This is a genomic window from Adlercreutzia sp. St.1H8, assembly GCF_059728655.1.
Genome location: NZ_AP039376.1, coordinates 1172436 through 1191089, shown reverse-complemented (window position 1 = coordinate 1191089; position 18654 = coordinate 1172436). Strand labels below are relative to the sequence as shown.

Below are 18654 nucleotides of genomic sequence, written 5' to 3'. Positions count from 1 at the left end.
AGCAGTATAGCCACTTCAGAGGCGCCTTTGTTGCCTTTTCGCCCAAAGTGACGTTTTTGTACGAGAAGTGCGCGAACCTTGCCTGTTTCCCCAAAGGTTCTGCACAGAGGCTCCATATTAGCGAAGGCGACCGAACATGGGCAGGCTGTGGATTCACCTGAGGGAACGCGGGCAGGTGTTGCCCTTTCGGCGCGCGGCCCTTAGGCTTGCCACCTATGGCTGATTTCTCGACAGACTCCTCTCGCCTGGGGCCCCGCCGCACGGCGCGGCTCTACGGCGCGTTGCTGCTCCTGGCCGCCGCCATCTGGGGCCTGGGCACCGTCGTCATCAAAGGTACGGTGGGCGAGTTTCCCGCTCTGTGGCTCGTGGGCATCCGCTTCCTCTCGGCCGGGATCATCTTCTGCATCCTGTTCGCCCCGCGGCTCGCGCGCCTGGCGCGCGCGGGTCGCCTGGCCGACCACGGGCGCGCGGGACTGCTCCTCGGCGTGCTCATCGGCTGCGCCTACTTGCTCAACACCGGCGGCCTCACGGCCACCACCGCCGCGCGCAGCTCGTTTCTGACGGGAACCTACTGCGTGCTCGTGCCGTTCCAGGCGTGGCTCGTCATGCGGTGCCGGCCCTCGGCCTTCAACCTGGGCGCCGGCGTGCTGTGCCTGGCCGGCATCGCCCTCGTGTCCCTGCCGGCCGGCGACGGACTGTCCTTCGGCGTCGGCGAGGCGATGACCCTGGGCTCGGCCGTGTTCCTGGGTTTCCACGTGGTGGCCACGTCCCACTTAGCCGGCGGGCGCGATATGGTGGCCCTCACGGCCATCCAGTTCGTCGTGTGCGGCCTTCTGGGCCTGGCCGTCGGCGCGCTCGCGCAGCCGGCCCCCGCAGCGGCGCTGCTGGCCGACCCGTCAGTGCTCGGCAACCTCGCCTACCTGGTGCTGGCCGCAACCTGCGCGGCGCTGCTGCTGCAGAACCTGGGGCTTGTGCATGTGAGCCCCTCCTCAGGCGCGCTCCTGCTCAGCTTCGAGTCCGTATTCGGCGTGCTGTTCTCTGTGCTCCTGCTCGGCGAGGTGCTCACCGCGACCATGGTGGCGGGGTTCTCCCTCATATTCGCCGCCGTGCTCGTCAGCGAGTGGCTTCCGGACTCGGCGCTCGGCGCGCGCCTGCGCGCGAGGAGCGCGGACGCCAGCGACGCGGCGAGCCCCGAAGCCCCTGCCGCGGGGTCGGGCGCAGATACCGTGCTGGCCCGCGGCGCCCGCGTTCTTGGATCCGAAGCCCCCACCGCAGGGGCGGGTGTGGACACCCTCACCGCCGAGCTGAGCGCCGACGTCCTAGCCGAGGAGCGCTAGCCGCTCGGCGCGCTTCCCTATCCCCTGGCGTTGTCGTACAATACGCAGACGCGGTTCAACCGCCTTCGCCAGTGTGGCTCAACGGTAGAGCAACTGATTTGTAATCAGTGGGTTGCGGGTTCGATTCCTGTCACTGGCTCCACGCATCCCCGGCCAGAGCGCGTCTCTGGCCTTTTCTTTTCCGGCGATTCCCGGCCCCTGCCCATAGCTGACTCCTTCCAAGATTCTTGTTGACGGACGAATGTTTGTTCGATAGTATAGCAAACAGATATTCGTTAGCACAAGCGTACGCTATAAAGAGGAGGTCGAGCCGTGGACGTCGCTGAGAAGCTCGAGATACTGGCCGATGCGGCAAAGTACGATGTGGCCTGCACCTCCTCGGGTGCGAGCCGCAGCGCGCGCAAAGGGTCGCTCGGGTCGGTCAGCCAGGCCGGAATCTGCCACAGCTTCTCCGCCGATGGTCGCTGCATCACGCTGCTCAAGGTGCTCCTCACCAACGTCTGCGTCTGCGACTGCGCCTACTGCGTGAACCGCGTAAGCAACGAGGAGGTGCCTCGAACGGCCTTCCGGCCGCGCGAGCTGGCCGACCTCACCATCGGATTCTACCGACGCAACTACATCGAGGGACTGTTTCTCAGCTCCGGCGTCATCCGTAACGCCGATTTCACCACCGAGCTCATGATCCAGACACTTGAGATTCTGCGCTACGAGCATCGATTCCGCGGCTATATCCATGCCAAGGCAGTCCCCGGAACCTCGCCAGAGCTGCTTGACAGGCTGGGGCACCTGGCCGATCGCCTCTCAGTGAACCTCGAACTGCCCTCGGCTCAGAGCCTCAAGCGGCTTGCGCCAGACAAATCGCGCACGAGCATCCTCTCCCCCATGCGCCAGATCATGGCCTCCATGGCGGAGGACGCCGACACGCGCGCCCTCATGGGCAAGCGCACGACCTATCTCACGCCCGTGGCCCCCAAGCGAAAGACGCGCGCTTTCGCGCCTGCCGGCCAAAGCACCCAGATGATCATCGGCGCCTCACCGGAGAGCGATCATCACATCCTGAACCTGGCCGCATCCCTCTACCGCTCCGTCGGCATGCGACGCGTATTCTTCAGCGCCTACCTGCCCGTGAACGACGACGCGCGACTGCCCGCCACCGATGCCGTGCAGCTCAACCGCGAGCATCGGCTCTACCAGGCAGACTGGCTGCTGCGCTTCTACGGATTCGACGTCGACGAGGTCATCGAGGCACGCAACCCCTTCCTCGACCCGCTCGTCGACCCAAAGGCGAATTGGGCCCTCAATCACCTCGAGCAGTTCCCCATCGAGGTGAACACCGCCCCCTACGAGACGCTCCTGCGCGTACCGGGTATCGGCGTGCGTGGCGCCAAGCTCATCGTGCGCGCTCGCCGCCACGCCACCTTGCGGGAAGACACGCTTCGCAAGCTCGGCATCGCCTATAAGCGAGCGCGGCTGTTCATCACCTGCGACGGGCATTATGCCGGGCAAGGCGTTGACTTCACCCGCGAGGCGCTGCGCGCCCAGCTCGCCGCGCCCCCAGAGGGAGGACGACACGGCCGGCGCGCCGACAAGACCATCCCCGGCCAGCTGAGCCTCTTCGAATCGGTAGACACCCCCGAGAAGGCCGCCATTCGCGGCGAGGGGCCCAAAGCCGCCCTCGGCAAGGGGGCAGGGCGCACTGCGGAATCGAACTACTGGGACGCACGAAGAGCGAAAGCGTGCGAACGAGAAGCCCTCGGAAGCATGCCGGGCGACACCATCGTCGGTGACGCAGCTCTCTCGCCATCCCCTTGCGGGGGCGGCCTGGCAGATACCCCGGGAGCGGGCGCTGAGAAACGCCTCCACGCACGTGGAAGGAGAAGGACTCCCGCTAACCCCGACGCCCGGTCAGCGAGCGCCGGGGCAACGCCCCCAAAGCCCACCCCGGAGATGCTGTTCGCATGAGCACGAGAAGAAACACCCCCAGAACAGCCTTGCCTAGCAGCGTCGGGTGCCCCCACAGCGCGGCATCGCCTGGCGGCACGGCCCCGTCACCAAAGGCGCCCGACACTGCCGCTGTGAACGCGAAGGGCGTGCTCGTCGATGCGACCCGTTTGGCGCTCGGGCTAAACGATAGGCTCGTCGATGCCAACGCAGGGGCAATGTCCCCCTGCGCGAGAGAGGAAGCATCCGTCGAGAAGGAAGGCGCAGGTGGCACGAAAGGCGCGTCGCCTAGCATGCGAAGAGCGACTCCTAGCGCGAAAGGGCCAATCCCCGGCACAGGAGCCGTGGAGCTCTACGACGAGCTGGCATATAAGTTCGACGGCAGCTTGGAGGGGCTGTTCTCCGCAGTATTCGCCTCCTATGCCCGGCATGAGGATCCCTCAGACATACTGTCGGGAGAAGCGGCGCAGGTGCGCCTGGGGCAACATGTCGTGGAGATAGACACGCACCCTGGTCACGCCGAGCGGGTGCGCACGGGCTTCCGCCAAGCCTGCGGGCCCAAGGCGCTCGCCTATGCGACACGCGCCGCGCTCTCCGACGAGGCAGGAGCCGCAACGGCCGTCTACCGCTACATTCGCCACGGAATGGATCTTAACGTCCAACGCTCCTGCACGCGCTGTCGTCGTCGATCCCGTTGCGCAGGAGCAGCTAACCCGACGGGACGCGTCGGAGGCGCGCACTGCCCCCGCGTGCGAGGCGCCATGACCTCGGATCTCTCCCACCCCGCCGTGCAGCCGGTGTTCAAGCTGGCACGCACCGTGTTCGTCGAGCAGGAGCACCTGCTTCAGTTCACCCGCTTCGAGCACCTTGAAGGAGGCCTGTGGTTCGCACGGTGCAATCCCAAGGCGAACGCCCTCCCCCTCGTCATGGATCACTTCGCCGGGCGCTTCAACACGCAGTCCTTCCTTATCTATGACGAGGCGCACCACCTTGCCGGCGTCTATGAGGGAAGGGGCTGGTCGCTCGTGCGCACCGAGGGCCTTCCCGAGCCCATGCTCCCCGACCGCGCCCCCGACGAGGCGACCATGCAGCATGCCTGGAGGCGCTTCTACCGCGCCGTTTCCGTCGAGTCGCGCTACAACCCGGAACTGCGCCAACGCCTCATGCCCAAGCGCTTCTGGCGAAACCTCACCGAGATGCAAGAGGAGCTCCCCGCCCTTGCTCGCTAGCCCCAAAGCCCCGCCACTGGGGCAAGGCCGCGTCAGCGGGCCCCGTCCTGGACGCGCAGCCCACCAGGCTCGGCGACCCAGCAGACACCCCGCCGAGAACGCAACTCCCCAAGCGATGCAGAGCCTCAGGTCGCGCCGCGACCACCTGACGGGGACGCTGCCGACGCCACACCCGCACGCGACGCCCTCGGACGTCGAACCCGCAAGTGATACCCCGATGCGGGTATCGAACCCGACGCAATAGGCCCGGCTGCCGGGCCGTGCGCAATACCCTCGCACCGAACGCCGAACCGCGCGGTACCCTCCCCAGGAAGGCAGGGGCGCCGAATCATGCGTACCCCCAGGTGTCGATTCCGCACGCGATGCCCTCCGGACGCCGGATCGCGCGAAACCCTCCGGGAGACGCGAACCCGACGCGATAGGCCCATCCCTGCGCCGCCCACGGCGACACCTCGTCGCACGACGACACCCCGAGCGACGCCGTCCCCGCAAAGCGGCTCCCCGAGCGAGGCCGTCCTCCGCAAAAGCGACGCCCCTAAGCGACGCTGTCCCCGCAAAGCGGCGCCCCGATCGACGCTGCCCCCCCCAGAGCGACCCCAGCAAGCGACGCTGTCCACGCAGAGCGGCGCCCCGATCGACGCCCCCCAGAGCGACCCCGCCGAGCATCGCGACCCGTCCGCGCCACACCTCCGGGCACCGCACACTGCGTGCCGCGCATAACGGCACCCCTTGGGCGCGACGCGCCCGTCTGGTGCGTCGCGCCCGCCTATCCGCCACGCCGCCCTCAACGCCCCTCGCCCATGCGGCCCGCTTCACGCCCATACCGGGACACCACGGAGCATCCCGCACAAGACAGGGGCCTCGGGAAGCCCGCAGCACACTCCGCTCTCGGCATCGCACGAGCGCAACGAGAGACGCGGCAGAAGACGCCCCTTCGCTAGACATGTTGCGGCAAACGAATGTTTCACGTGAAACATTCTCCGTGCGTTTCTCGCAAGCCTCGAAGTGTTTCACGTGAAACATCGCAACGACGCCAAACGAGAGCCGGCAGCACAGGCACGCGAACAGACGCAAGGACGGGAAACAAGACCCGAGGCCTCGGACAACAGCAGAAGCAGCGAAAACGCAGCAGGAGAGCGCGATCTCAGAGAACACGTAGGCAAACACCAGGCCAAACAGCGCGTGCGAAACACCGCACGGCGTCATAGGCAATCCCACGACTGCGGACGTAGCGCAGCAAACGCAAGACGCAGACCCATGCAGCAGACGCGCCCGGGGAGAGGAAGGGCTCGGAACGGGTTCCGGCGCAGCAAGCACGCCCAGGGAGAAAGACTCGGAGGGGCTCCCGGCGCAGCAGGCACGCCCAATGGAAACAGGATCCTAGGCCCCCACAAAGCAATCGCGCCCTTACTGGGATCCCAAGCCGACCCCCCAATACCGCAGGCGCGTCTAATGAGAAAGGAGCCACTCGAAACGGGATCCAACACAGCAAGTGCGTCCAATAGAGGCCGGACGTCAGAAACACCTCCTCTCCCCCATAAAGCAGTCGCGCCCTTACTGGGCCCCAAGCCGACCTTCCCTCCAAAACAGCAAGCACACCCAGGGAGGAGAAGGGGCTCGGAGCGGGTTCCGGCGCAGTAGGCGCGCCTGGGGAGAGGGAGGGGGTCGGAGCGACCCCGGCGCAGCAGGCACGCTCAACAGAGGCGGATCCTGAAACACCCCCCTGCAGCAGGCGATCCCTATTGGAACGCAAAAGCAATCTCACGCACAGCAAGCACGCCCCGACGGAGGAGCTCCCGGTTCGGCGGCGCTAACAACGGAGCTACAAGGTGCCTCGCCCGCTGTGCGCCCATCGAAGACGGCGCCCCGCGGACGAGGCCGAGACTCGGGGCGGCGAGCGAAAAGCCCCCCATACACCCCTGCCCGACAACCCTCTACCTCACAAAATTACCTTAGGCTAACAAATGAGAAAGTCAGCTACAGGCCCGTGAGGTCGAAGGCAGGGATGAAGCTCTCCGCGGCGGCAGGGCCGTCTTGCCAGTAGTAGTCTTCGACGCCCAGCTCATCCGCGTAGTCGAGGAGGGTCTCGTAGTCCTCGGGCGGGACGGTGCGCCCGAGCTCGGGACAGCGGTCGAGGATGCGACGGGCGCCGTCGTCGCCAGATGCGGCGGCAGTGGCCAGCACCGGCGTGTACTGGCTCATGAGCGAGAGGCGCACGGCGTCCCCGTAGCGCTCGTGGACAAGGCGCACAACAGCCTTCGAGTCCTCCAGGCAGCCCGGCAGCAGGAGGTGGCGCACGATGACGCCGCCGACAAGACGCTCCTGGCCATGGTACTCGTCGAAGGCGAGCGGGCCGACCGCCTCCACCATGGCATCGAGGGCCGCGAGGGCGACTGCGGGATAGTCGGGAGCCTGGGAGTAACGCGCGCCGAGGGCAGCATCGGCATACTTGAGGTCAGCCAGGTAGACGTCAACCGTGCCGCGGTTGGCGGCCACGGCCTGGGGCGTCTCGTATCCGCTCGTGTTCCAGACGACGGGCAGCGCCAAGCCCTCCGCCCGCGCGCGCGACACGGCCGCGCGAACCTGCGGTGCGTAGTGGGTTGCCGTCACCAGGTTCACGTTGAGCGCCCCCTGCGCCTCAAGATCGCGGAAGAGCCCGGCCAGGCGTTCGACGCTCACCGGCGCACCGGCCTCGCCCCGCGCGATGGGGCCGTTCTGGCAGTAGGAGCAGCCGAGCGGGCAGTGGGAGAAGAAGACCGTCCCCGAGCCGTCCTCGCCCGAGAGCGGCGGCTCCTCCCAGAAGTGGAGGGCCGCTCGGGCCACGAGCACCTCATCGGCAGCGCCGCACACGCCCCGCTCCCCCGCCGCGCGGTTCGCGCCGCAGCGTCGCGGGCAAAGCTCGCACGACGTAGGAAGAAGAACGGAATCAGCTGACATAAGGCTCCTCACCAACCGCGGGCGGCCCGCCCGCGCACGACTCCCCCGCCAACCCGATCGCATCGGAGCACGCTACAGACGGTCGGCCCCGCATCCCGCAGCGTCACAGGCACGCGGGCCGCACCCGCATCCCGCCCCCTCGATGCCAAGCGTCTTGCGCCGCGCGCAGGCACCTGCGACACCCGGCATCGCGCACGTCCCGCCAGCGGCGCAAGACGCGGGGCCGCGCCCGCACTGCCAGGCTCCCCCCCCCACCAAAACGACGCGTAAAAGCGCCGCGCGCCCCCAGCGCCAGGCGCACGATCCCCGCGCCCCGCGGCACGCCAGCGCAGGCGGCCCCCATGCCGCCACCATGGCCGAAGGCTCCCCCGGCCTAGTTCGACGTGTAGTCGAAGCCGTCCTCCCAGTTCTCGGGCCACTCATCGTCGGCGGCGATGGCATCCCAGCCGTCATCCTCGCCCGCTGCCTGGCCGTAGGCCTGCTCGGCGCGCGTCCAATCCAGCCCGTGCTCGGCGCAGGCGGACTCCTCGCCGTAGACGAGCGCGAGCGTCGCGGGCGCCTTGTCGGCGCCGCCGATGACGGCCAGCAGCTCGAGCAGGTGGATGGCGGCCTCGGCCTGGGGCAGGATGAGCTCGGCGTCATCAGCGGCCATGAGCGCGGCGGAGAGCTCGGCCATGAGCATCTCCACCGTGTAGGCGCCCTCGAAGCGGCCCGCGTCCACAGCCTCGATCACAGCGGCGCCCGCGGCGGAGAGCGCGCCAGGACGCATATCGCCCAGGCCTGACCCAGCCGGCGAGCGGCGCACCGCACGGTAGAGCGCGTCAGCCTCCACCGCGGCCACCACCTGGGCAGCCACCTGCATGGTGAACGCCGCGCGCGCAAGCTGGGCGGCGCCGGGAGTGCCCACCTCGTGCACGGTGCCGCAGAGCGCCTCGAGCAGCGGGGCTGCCCGATTCAGCGCATCGCCCTCGCCGGCGGCGAAGCAGCTCAGGTTCTCCCGCGCAAAGGAGTCGGCGCGCGCGAGGTCGTCCACCACGAGCGGCGCCTCCACCATCACCAGATCGCTCACCGTGGCCACGGCGTTGAGCTCCCGGGCGAAGCCCGGCGTGGTGGCGCTCAGATCCACGAGCAGCGTACCCGGCGCGAGCGACTGCACGAAGCCGCCGTCGCCGAAGTAGAGGTCCTCCAGCTCGCGCTGGGTCGTGCTGAACGTGAGCACGACCTCGGCCGCCGCCACGTCCTCCACCGGCGCATAGCCGGCCTCGGCCAGGCGATCGGCCACAGCGCCGATCAAGCGCTCGCTGCCGCGAAAGGCGTATCCCGTCGTCATGGCTAGTTGCCTCCCTTCACCTTGCGGGCGATGCGGTCGGCCACGGAAAGCTCCTCGCGCTTATCGCCGCCCCAGAACACCACGGCCACCATTCCCGGCCCCACATGGCTGCCGATGACCGGCCCGATGTTGCACTCCAGCACGAGGGCGGAGTCGTTCTCCTTCATGAGCAGGTCCTTCAGGCGCGTCGCGTCCTTGGGCGCGTCCGCATGCCCGATGACCACGCACTGGGCCGACCCCGCCGGCGCGACGTGCTTCGCGTAGAAGTCGACGAGCGCGCGGATGCCCTTCTTGCGGCCACGTGCCACGCCCGACAGCGAAAGCGTCCCATCAGCGCTGATGACGAGCAGCGGCTTCACGTCGAGCGCGGCGCCTGCCACGGCCACCGAGGCGGGGATGCGCCCGCCGCGCCGCAGCGCGTCCAGGTCATCCACCATGAACTCCTCGTTCACGAAGTAACGCGCCTCCTCGGCCCAGCGCACCATCTCCTCGGCGGTGAGGCCCTTCTCGCGCTGCTGGAGCGCCTCGTAGACGAGAAGCCCCTCGGCGACGGAGGCCAGGTGGGTGTCGACCACGTAGAGCTCAGCCTCGGGATGGGCGGCGGCCACCTGGTCGCGCACGAGCACCGCCGCGTCGTAGCTGCCGGACAGCCCGCTCGAGAAGCAGAGGTACACCGTGGGGACGCCCGAGGCCGCCGCGGCCTCGAACGCCGCGGTGAGCGCCGGAATGGACACCTGGGAGGTAGAGGGCTCGGCGCCCTCGCGCATGGCCGCGTAGAACTCCTCGACGGTGCGCGAGCGGAACAGGTCGTCCTCGAAGGTCTCCCCATCCATGATGTAGGGGAATCCGAGCAGGTAGACGCCCTCGCGATCGACCAGCTCGAAGGGCAGGTCGCAGCACGAGTCGATGATCAGGTTGCACTGGGGCATAGGGGAGCTCTCCTCTTTCTTCTCAGAACGTATCGCAGAAGGCGGCCGGGGGCACGCCCGGCGGGGCTATAAGACCAGCTCGCGCTCGGCTGCGGCGCCGCCAGTGATCTTGCCCACGATCTCGTTCATGCACTCGTAGACGATGCCGACGGCCGGGCCCACGTGCACGCCGATGACCGGGCTCACGGGCAGCACGTCCACCGCGCGCCCGACCAGAGGCTCGATGACCTCGCGCGCCCACTGGACCGCCGGGGCCTTGTCACCGATGTAGTGCACGACGATGCGCTTGAGCCCATGGGCCTCGATGTCCTCGCGCAGCGTGTCGACGATACGGGCGAGCGCCTTCTTGCGGGTGCGCACCTTGGCGAGCGTGGCGGTCGTGCCGTCGGTGACGGTGAGCACGGGCACGATCTGGATGAGGTTGCCGAGCAGCGCCGCCGCCCCGCCGATGCGCCCGCCCGCCTTGAGGAAGGTGAGCGACTCGGGCGTGAACAGAAAACGCGTGGACTCGATGCCGCGATGCACCGCCGCCGCGCAGGCAGCCAGGTCATCCCCGGCATCGCGGGCGTCCGCGGCGTCGAAGACGGGCCACGCCTCGTCGTAGCCGCAGGAGGTCGAGTCGATGAGGATGCAGCGGAAGTCCAGGTTGCGGGCCTTCACCGCCCGGGCAGCGCGCACGGCGCCCTCGAAGGTACCCGACAGCCCCGTGGAGATGAACACGCCGAGCACCTCGTCGCCGGCAAGCGCCGCCTCTTCGAAGAGCTCCTCGAGCACCGCCTGGGAGGGCTGGCTCGACGTGGGGATGTCGTCGACCATGGCGTGGATGTCGGCGTAGAACGCGTCAAGGTCCATGGTGGCGTCCGCGTACTCGGTGCCCGCGCGGTTGACGTAGAGGGTAACCACCTCCACGCCACGTCCCGCGGCCACGTCCGCCGGGATGGAGGAAACCGAGTCTGTGATGATCCTGATCATGACCGTCCTTTCGGGCGCTGCGCCCGCCCGGGCGCGTTTCCGGTTTCGCCGATTATGCTACATGATGCCGCGCAGCGACGCCACGAGCTCGCGACGGCGCTCAAACAATCCGTATTCGAGGCCCACGGGGTACGTGTGCGGGTTGAGCATGCGCTTCTGGGTCTCATCGAGGGTGGCCAGCCCTTCCCGCGCACGCTCGCGCGCCGCCATGGCCGAGCGGTCCTCGGGCGCGAGCACGGCCCTGCCGCCGCGAGCGAGCGGCGTGAGCAGCGTCTCGTAGCGCTTGCCGGCCAGCCGCTTCTGGCGCAAGTCGTCCACCGGGTCCACGATCACCTCGCGCCCGTCGACGGGCCGCGTCACGTCGAACACCATGTCGCCGGCGATGCGGCCGTCGTCGTGGTAGTAGCGGCGCACGTCGAGCACGCCCGGCGTGGTGAGCTTGGCGGCCGACTCGGATATCTTGAGGCGGTTCGTCCACGCCTCCTGGCCCGGCTCGCGCACGGCAGCCAGCTTGTAGACGCCGCCGAGCGTAGGCTGGTCGAAGGCGCAGGCGAGCTTGGTTCCCACGCCCCAGGAGGTGACGGGCGCCCCCTCGTCGAGGATAGACTTGATGGTGTGCTCATCCAGATCGTTGGACAGCACGATGCCGCAGTCGTCGAGCCCCGCCTCGTCGAGCATGCGCCGCGCCATCTTGGCGAGCCATGACAGGTCGCCCGAGTCGATGCGAATGCCCGCCAGCCGCTCGCCGCGCTCGCGCATCTCAAGCCCCACGGTGATGGCGTTGCGCACGCCCTGCTCCACGTCGTAGGAGTCCACCAGAAGCACGCAGTTGCGCGGGAAGATGCGGGCGTACTCGCGGAAGGCGGTCAGCTCGTCGTCGAAGGACATCACCCAGGAGTGCGCGTGGGTGCCCGACACGGGAATGTCGAAGAGGCGCCCGGCCAGCACGTCAGAGGTGGAGGCGCACCCGCCCACCACCGCGGCGCGGCTCGCCCACACCCCGCCCAGGCCCTGGGCGCGGCGCAGGCCGAACTCGGCCACGGGCGCGTCCCCGGCGGCCAGGCAGACGCGCGCCGCCTTGGTGGCGATGAGCGTCTGGAAGTTCACGCAGTTGAGCAGCGCCGTCTCAAGCAGCTGGCACTCCATGATGGGACCCGTGACCCGCACGAGCGGCTCATGGGGAAACACGATGGTGCCCTCGCGCACCGCGTCGATGTCGCAGGTCAGGCGGAAGTCAGCCAGGTAGCCGAGGAAGCCCTCGTCAAAGAGCGGGCCGCCGCCGGGCGCCGTGAGCCCGGCCAGGTAGGCCACGTCCTCGTCGCTGAAGCGATAGCCCTCCACCATCTCGGCCAGCTGGGCCATGCCGCAGGCCACCGCGTAGCCTCCCTTGAACGGGTAGTCGCGGAAGTACATGGAGAAGCAGGCCTCCTCGCGGCCCTTTCCCGCATCCCAATAGCCCTGGGCCATGGTGATCTGGTAGAGGTCGGTCAAGAGCGCGTAGTCGACGTTCACTCCGCGCCCCCCTTCGCTCCCTCGGCGCCGGAGTGGTGGCTGCGGCGCCGGCGACGGCGCGACGGGTCGCCCTCAGCCGGGCGCTGGGCGGCGTCGCGCTCGGGACGCGGGGCGCGCTCGCCGCGCAGGCCCGAGGAGCGCTGGCCGGGGCGCTGGCCGCCCTTCTCGGAGCGGGACGCCTTCTCGGAGCGCGCGCCGTCCTTAGGCTTGCCGCCCTGGCCGCGCTCGCAGCCCTTGGGCTTGGAGCCGCGCTCGCGCGGCGCGCGTGCCTCGACGGCACCCGAGGCCTCGCGTCCCGCATCGGCGCCATGGCTGCGGTTGCGGCTGCGGCGCTTCGGATCGGTCGCCGAAGCGCCCTTCGAGCCGGCTGCGCCCTCCGGCGCGCCCTCGGCCCCCACCTTGGTGGAGCGCCGGCGCCGCGGCTTGCGCGCCTCGTCGGCTGGCGCGTCGCGACGCTCGTCGCCGCGCCCGCGTCCGCGCCCACGTCCGCGCGAGCTGCCCGACCCCGCGCCCTTCCGCCCATCGTCCTTCCGCTTCCCGCCGGGGGTGCGACGCACCTTGCCGGCCTCCGCCAGCTTGTCCGACCCGGTGAGCTGCGAGGTGAGGAACGCCACCGCGTCGCCCGTGGCCGCCTCGACGACGCCCTTGGCCTCCTCCCAGCCCTCCTCGGTCACCACATTGGGGCGGGCGCCCTCCTTGGGCGCCTCGAAGGCGGCAAGCGGCACCCTCACCGGCTTCTCGCCCTCGAGCCTCAGCGACACCGTCTCGCGCGGCACGTCGAGCTCGCACACCTTGGCCGGCCCCTCGGGAGTCTGCACCGTGGCGTTCATCTTGGGCGCGCGCGACTTGAAGTCCTTGTAGGCGTCGTACTCGTAGCGCAAGCAGCACATGAGGCGCCCGCAGAGGCCCGATATCTTCTGGGGGTTGAGCGAGAGGTCCTGCTCCTTGGCCATGCGGATGGACACGGGGCAGAACTCCCCGCCCATGCGCTTGCAGCACAGCTCCTGGCCGCAGTGGCCCAGCCCGCCCACGATGCGCGCCTCGTCGCGCACGCCGATCTGGCGCATGTCGATGCGCACGTGGAAGTGGGACGCGAGCCTGCGAACGAGATCGCGGAAGTCCACGCGCTCCTCGGCCTCGAAGTAGAACACCGCCTTATCTCCGTCGAAGAGGAACTCGACGGAGACGGGGTGCATGTCAGCATGGGCCTCGGCGGCCATGGCCTTGAACTGCGGCAGCGCCTCGAGGCTGCGCTGCTCGAGCTCCGCGGCGCGCTCCACGTCCTCGGGCGTGGCCAGGCGCTTCACCGGCTTGAGCGGGGTCTTGAGCGCCTTCACCTCGCGCTCGTCCACCTCGATGACGTCACTGGCGGCGCGGCCGAACTCGATGCCGCGCGCCGTGGTCACCACCACCGGGTCGCCCTTGCGTATCTCCAGGTCACGGGGGTCAAACCAGAGGGTACGCGGATTGTAGGCTATGTTAATGGGTGCTACCCGAACCATTGAGGACCTCTCTTATCTCGAACAGGAGCACGTCGATGCACGTCTCCGGGGACACATTATACGCAAGGGCCTCCTCGCAGCGATCCACCGCCGCGAGCGCCCGGGCAAGCGCCGCCTCGTCGGCGACGCAGGCCGCATCCTCGATCGAGGCGCGCGCGTCGGCGTTGATGACAAGCTCCGGCGCGCCAGCCGCCTGGGCCATGACATCGCGCAGCCACGAGGCCGTGATGGCCGTCAGCTGGCGCAGGCACTCGGTCGACTTGGCCGTGATCTGGCGCTTGTTGCGCGCCTCGATCTGGCGAATGGCCGACTTGGCCAGGAAGTCCGCGTTCTCGGCCAGCTCCGCCTCCTGCGACTCGCGCACCACGTCAAGGGGCAGCTTGGAGGCCGTCACCAGGTCGGCGGCGTACCCGATGACATCCCAGTCGTCGGCGCGGCGCAGCGAGGCCAGCACGTCGAGGACCTGGGAGCGGAAGTGCAGCCGCTCGTTGCCCGGCGCGCGCAGAAACTCGCAGGCCCGCGTGATGGAGCCGCCGCAGGCCTCGATGGCCACGCGGGCCGTCTCGAGGGAGGCGCCGGTGTTCTGCCGCACGATGCCCGCGGCCTCGCCGGCGGGGATGTGGCGGAAGGGCACCACCTGGCAACGTGACACGATGGTGGGCAGCACCGACTCGCGGGTGCGCCCGAGCAGGATGATGACCACATCAGCCGGCGGCTCCTCAAGGGTCTTGAGGAAGGCGTTGGCGGCAGAGGTGCCCAGAAGGTCGGCCCGGTCGATGATGTAGACCTTGGTCTTGGCCTGGATGGGCGCGAGCGAGGTGTCGGCGACGATGTCGCGGATCTGCTCGACCAGGTAGCCCGCGGCGCCCTCCGGCGCGTAGTAGCGCACGTCAGGGTGCTTGCGGCGCATGACGCGATCGCACGCGGTGCATGCCCCGCAGCGCCCGCCGCGCGGCCCCTGGGGGCCCTTGGGGCACATGACGGCCTGGGCGAGGGCATAGGCGGCGAGCGTCTTGTTCGATCCGGCCGGGCCGGCGAACAGGTAGGCATGGGTCAGACGCTCGGTGCTCACGCTCGTGCGCAAAAAGTCGCGCACCTGGGGCTGCCCGAGGATGTTCTCGAATGCGTCAGGCACGGGCGCTCCCCTCGGCGCACGCGCCAGACCCCGCGGGCCGATCGAGCCACGCCTGGAGGGCGCGCTTGTCATCGAGCACGGAGAAGTAGGCCTCGTCGCACGTCGCGGCGTCGGCCATCCAGGGGAACAAATCGGCCAGCTCGCCGAACACCTGGGCCGCCGTGGCCGAGCGGGCGCCCGAGGAATCCACCACGCGCACGCGGGCCGGATCACGTCGGGCCAGGTCGAGGAAGGCGTCGTTCACGCGGGCGTGGAAGGCCGCGCCCGCACGCTCAAGGCGGTCGCCCGCCGTGCCGCGAGTGGCGCGCCCGAGCGAGGCGCGGGCGTCCCCGGCGGTGAGCACGAGGGTGCGATCAGGTGTGACGTCGCCCGTGGCGAAGGCGTTGGCAGCCTCCACGAAGTCGGCGGGCAGGCCCCGTCCGGCCACCTGATAGGCCAGGGTGGAGTCGGAGAAGCGATCGCACAGCACCACGGCACCGCGCTCGAGGGCCGGGCGGATCACCTTGGCCGAGAGCTGGGCGCGCGCCGCCTCGTAGATGAGCAGCTCGGCCTCGTCAGCCAGGCCCTCGTTGGCCGGGTCGAGCACGATGGCGCGCAGGGCCTCCCCCACCGCCGTGCCGCCGGGCTCGCGCAGGCACACCACTTCGCGCCCGGCGTCGGCGAGCGCCCGGGCCAGAAAGCGGATGTGGGTGGATTTGCCCGCCCCGTCGCCGCCCTCGAAGGTGACGAGCACGCCGCGCGGGACGCCCGCCTCTCCCCTGCCCATCGCCGGCCCCTACCGCGCGCCCAGGGCGCGCTCGCGCACGGCGCCAGCCACGGCGTCGGCCACGCGGGGGTCGAAGGGATCGGGCATGATGAAGTCCTCGGAGAGCTCCTCGTCGGAGACGAGGGAGGCGAGCGCCTCGGCGGCAGCAAGCTTCATCTCCTCGGTGACGCGCTCGGCGCGGGCCTCCAAGGCGCCGCGGAAGATGCCGGGGAAGGCTATGACGTTGTTGACCTGGTTCGGGAAGTCCGAGCGCCCCGTGCCCACCACGCGCGCGCCGGCGGCCTTCGCCTCATCGGGGAAGATCTCCGGCGTGGGATTGGCCATGGCGAAGACGATGGCGTCGTCGGCCATGGAGGCCACCATGGCGCCGCTGATGACACCGGGGGCCGACACGCCGATGACCACATCGGCGCCGACCATCGCATCAGCGAGGGTTCCCTGCGCGTCAGCGAGGTTGGTGCGGGCCAGCATGGCGCGCTGGGCGTCGTTCATGCCCTCGTAGGCCGAGCTCAGGATGCCGCGCACATCGCACATGGTGACGTCGGCGAACCCGTAGGAGAGCAAGAGCTTGGCGATGGCGATGCCCGCCGAGCCCGCGCCGTTCACCACCACCTTTGCGGTGCGCGCGTCCTTGCCCACCAGGCGCAGGGCGTTGATGACGCCCGAGAGCACGACGATGGCGGTGCCGTGCTGGTCGTCATGGAACACGGGGATGTCGAGCGCGTCGTTCAGGCGCGCCTCGATCTCGAAGCAGCGCGGCGCGGCGATGTCCTCGAGGTTGATGCCGCCGAAGACCGGGGCGATGCGCACGCACGTCTCGACGATCTCGTCTACGTCTTGGGTGTCGAGGCACACGGGGAACGCATCCACGCCGCCGAACTCCTTGAACAGCGCCGCCTTGCCCTCCATGACCGGCAGCGCGGCCAGAGGACCGATGTTGCCCAGGCCGAGGACGGCGCTGCCGTCGGTGACGACGGCCACGGTGTTGCGCTTGAGGGTGTAGTCGTAGGCGCGCTCCGGATCCGCGGCAATGGCGCGGCAGGGCTCAGCCACGCCCGGCGTGTAGGCCACGGCCAGGTCATGACGGTTCTCGATGGCCATCTTCGGCGTGGTCTCGATCTTGCCACCCCAGGCCCGATGCTGCTGCAGTGACTCCTCGGCGATGTCCATGGCGCGTGCTCTCCCTCTCGTACGATGCGTCTACAACCTGCTCATTGTACCCCAAGCCCCTCGCGCTCCCACCTCCGGCACGCAAGCTGCACCGTTTCCGCACCACAGGCGCCAAGAGCCCCCCCCCTGCCGCCTTCGCGCCGGCGCAGCACCGGGGGCGGCGGCTTTCGACGCGACGAGGCGCGCCGTTTCGCGCACCTGTCTCCCCGGGGCCGTGCCGGCGCGCTACACTGTCCTCTCAGTCAAGGAAGGGAGGCAGACATGCCAGCTGACGAAGAGGGCCTCGCACGCGGGCTCACGCGCGAGGCCGTGGCCGCAGCCGCCTACGCGGCGGTGCGCGCCTGCGCCGTCACCCTGCGCCCCGACGTGCGCGCCGCCCTGGAGGCGGCCCGTGCGGCCGAGGGGCCCGAAAGCCGCGGGGCGGCCGTGCTCGACCGCATCCTGGAGAACGCCGCCATCGGCGCGGCAGACGCCGTGCCCATCTGCCAGGACACCGGCACCGTGTGGGCATGCCTGGAAGTGGGCCGCGAGCTTTTGGTGCCCGGGAACGTGCTCGACGGGGTAGACGACGCGGTGGCCCGCGCCTACCGCGACGGCGCCCTGCGCATGAGCGTGCTGGCCGACGCGCTGCTCGACCGCGTGAACACCGGGGACAACACGCCCGCCTTCACCGAGCTGCGCCTCGTCCCCGGGCGCGGTGCCACGCTCCATGTCATGCTCAAGGGCGGAGGCTCGGACAACGCCTCCCGCGTGGTGATGCTCGCGCCCGGCGCCGGGCGCGACGGCGTGCGCGAGGCCGTGCTCGACTGCGTGCGCGAGAAGGCCGCCAACGCCTGCCCGCCGCTCATCATCGGCGTGGGGGTAGGCGCCACCTTCGACCGCGTGGCGAGTCTGGCCAAGCACGCGCTGCTACGCCCCGTGGGCGCGCCGGCCGCCTCGGACGGGGCGGCGGCCTTCGAGGCCGAGCTGCTCGAGGCGATAAACGCCCTCGGCATCGGACCGGCGGCCCTCGGCGGCGCCACCACTGCGCTCGCCGTGCACCTGGAGACGGCGCCCTGTCACATCGCCGCGCTGCCGGTAGCCGTGAACATGGGCTGCTGCGCCATGCGCTCGCAGTCCGTCGAGCTGGTGAGCTGGGAGACCGGAGCGCCGGCAGCCGAGAAGGGAGGCGCGCGATGAGCGGGCTGACGCAAGGCGCCACGGGCGCGCAGGACGCGGGCATGCGATACGCAGCTGGTGCGGAGCACGCGATCGAGACGCCGGCAGCGGCCGACGCCACGCGAGACGCAGGCGCCGAGGCCGGGCGTAGGCCGGCACGGCTCACGCTGCCGCTCTCCCGAGAGGATCTGGCCGCTTTGCGCGCTGGCGACGAGGTGCTGCTCAGCGGCCCGGCCTACACGATGCGCGACGCCGGGCACGAGCGCGCGCTCGCCGCGCTCGACGCGGACGGAGCGCTGCCCTTCGGCCTTGACGGCGCCACGCTCTTCTACGCCGGCCCCACGCCCGCAGCCGCCGGCCGGCCCCTCGGATCGGTGGGCCCCACCACCGCCAGCCGCATGGACTTCGCCACGCCCCAGCTCATGGAGGCCGGCATCGTCGCCACCATCGGCAAGGGCAAGCGCTCAGCCGCCGTCGCCGAGGCCTGCCGAGCCACGGGCGGCGTCTACTTGTGCGCCGTCGGCGGCATCGCGGCGCTGCTCGCCACACATGTGACCGAAAGCGAGCTTGTAGCCTGGGAGGATCTGGGCACCGAGGCGCTGCGCCGCCTCGAGCTGGCCGACTTCCCCGTCTTCGTGGCCATCGACGTCACCGGCGCCGACCTCTACCGCCAGGTGGAGGCCGGCGTCCGCCCCTAGCCTGCCGCACCGCAGACGCACAGGGTCGCCGGGGGGGC

At 69.8% G+C, this 18654-nt stretch carries 14 protein-coding genes and 1 tRNA gene; 6 read left to right on the top strand and 9 right to left on the bottom strand.

Annotated features, from left to right (window positions below):
• Positions 1–215 precede the first annotated feature (215 nt).
• The 4 genes from AC6I0Y_RS04455 (at position 216) to AC6I0Y_RS04440 (ending at position 4507) form a co-directional block, all read left to right on the top strand.
• Positions 216–1337 (top strand): DMT family transporter, encoded by a 1122-nt coding sequence (locus AC6I0Y_RS04455; RefSeq protein WP_160709916.1) that lies wholly within the window; start codon positions 216–218, stop codon positions 1335–1337.
• Between the two features lie 67 nt (positions 1338–1404).
• Positions 1405–1479, top strand: a tRNA-Thr gene (locus AC6I0Y_RS04450).
• A gap of 170 nt (positions 1480–1649) precedes the next feature.
• Positions 1650–3299, top strand: a complete 1650-nt coding sequence (locus AC6I0Y_RS04445; protein ID WP_497733318.1) for a putative DNA modification/repair radical SAM protein — start codon at positions 1650–1652, stop codon at positions 3297–3299.
• A gap of 323 nt (positions 3300–3622) precedes the next feature.
• Positions 3623–4507: a TIGR03915 family putative DNA repair protein gene (locus AC6I0Y_RS04440; RefSeq protein WP_497733316.1), complete on the top strand. Its 885-nt coding sequence runs from the start codon at positions 3623–3625 to the stop codon at positions 4505–4507.
• A gap of 1977 nt (positions 4508–6484) precedes the next feature.
• Here AC6I0Y_RS04440 and AC6I0Y_RS04435 read toward each other — a convergent pair.
• The 9 genes from AC6I0Y_RS04435 to AC6I0Y_RS04395 all read right to left on the bottom strand — a co-directional run bounded on the left by AC6I0Y_RS04435 (position 6485) and on the right by AC6I0Y_RS04395 (position 16760).
• Positions 6485–7444, bottom strand: coding sequence for a radical SAM protein (locus tag AC6I0Y_RS04435; protein ID WP_497733314.1), 960 nt, complete (start codon positions 7442–7444; stop codon positions 6485–6487).
• A gap of 373 nt (positions 7445–7817) precedes the next feature.
• Complete coding sequence (locus AC6I0Y_RS04430) at positions 7818–8774, bottom strand: NAD(P)-binding domain-containing protein (protein WP_497733312.1); 957 nt, start codon at positions 8772–8774, stop codon at positions 7818–7820.
• Positions 8775–8776: 2 nt separating this feature from the next.
• Positions 8777–9703: a DegV family protein gene (locus AC6I0Y_RS04425; RefSeq protein ID WP_497733310.1), complete on the bottom strand. Its 927-nt coding sequence runs from the start codon at positions 9701–9703 to the stop codon at positions 8777–8779.
• Between the two features lie 66 nt (positions 9704–9769).
• Positions 9770–10675 carry a DegV family protein gene (locus AC6I0Y_RS04420; RefSeq protein WP_497733308.1) on the bottom strand — a complete coding sequence of 302 codons (906 nt, stop codon included), beginning with the start codon at positions 10673–10675 and terminating at the stop codon, positions 9770–9772.
• Between the two features lie 57 nt (positions 10676–10732).
• The gene (locus AC6I0Y_RS04415; protein WP_160709923.1) at positions 10733–12187 is read right to left on the bottom strand and encodes a nicotinate phosphoribosyltransferase; all 1455 of its coding nucleotides are present in this window, start codon (positions 12185–12187) and stop codon (positions 10733–10735) included.
• Positions 12184–13689: a PSP1 domain-containing protein gene (locus tag AC6I0Y_RS04410; protein ID WP_497733305.1), complete on the bottom strand. Its 1506-nt coding sequence runs from the start codon at positions 13687–13689 to the stop codon at positions 12184–12186. The genes AC6I0Y_RS04415 and AC6I0Y_RS04410 overlap by 4 nt, the downstream gene beginning before the upstream one ends.
• Positions 13667–14824, bottom strand: coding sequence for a DNA polymerase III subunit (locus AC6I0Y_RS04405; protein ID WP_160707628.1), 1158 nt, complete (start codon positions 14822–14824; stop codon positions 13667–13669). Before AC6I0Y_RS04405 ends, AC6I0Y_RS04410 begins: the two co-directional genes overlap by 23 nt.
• Positions 14817–15590 carry a dTMP kinase gene (gene tmk / locus AC6I0Y_RS04400; protein WP_497733303.1) on the bottom strand — a complete coding sequence of 258 codons (774 nt, stop codon included), beginning with the start codon at positions 15588–15590 and terminating at the stop codon, positions 14817–14819. Before tmk ends, AC6I0Y_RS04405 begins: the two co-directional genes overlap by 8 nt.
• Before the next feature lie 9 nt (positions 15591–15599).
• On the bottom strand, positions 15600–16760 hold the full coding sequence (locus AC6I0Y_RS04395; protein WP_497733301.1) for an NAD(P)-dependent malic enzyme: 1161 nt from the start codon (positions 16758–16760) through the stop codon (positions 15600–15602).
• A gap of 261 nt (positions 16761–17021) precedes the next feature.
• Between AC6I0Y_RS04395 and AC6I0Y_RS04390 the strand changes: the two genes are divergently transcribed.
• Both AC6I0Y_RS04390 and AC6I0Y_RS04385 read left to right on the top strand, forming a co-directional pair.
• On the top strand, positions 17022–17939 hold the full coding sequence (locus tag AC6I0Y_RS04390; RefSeq protein ID WP_497733299.1) for a fumarate hydratase: 918 nt from the start codon (positions 17022–17024) through the stop codon (positions 17937–17939).
• Positions 17936–18616, top strand: coding sequence for a FumA C-terminus/TtdB family hydratase beta subunit (locus AC6I0Y_RS04385; protein ID WP_497733297.1), 681 nt, complete (start codon positions 17936–17938; stop codon positions 18614–18616). Before AC6I0Y_RS04390 ends, AC6I0Y_RS04385 begins: the two co-directional genes overlap by 4 nt.
• Positions 18617–18654: the final 38 nt, after the last annotated feature.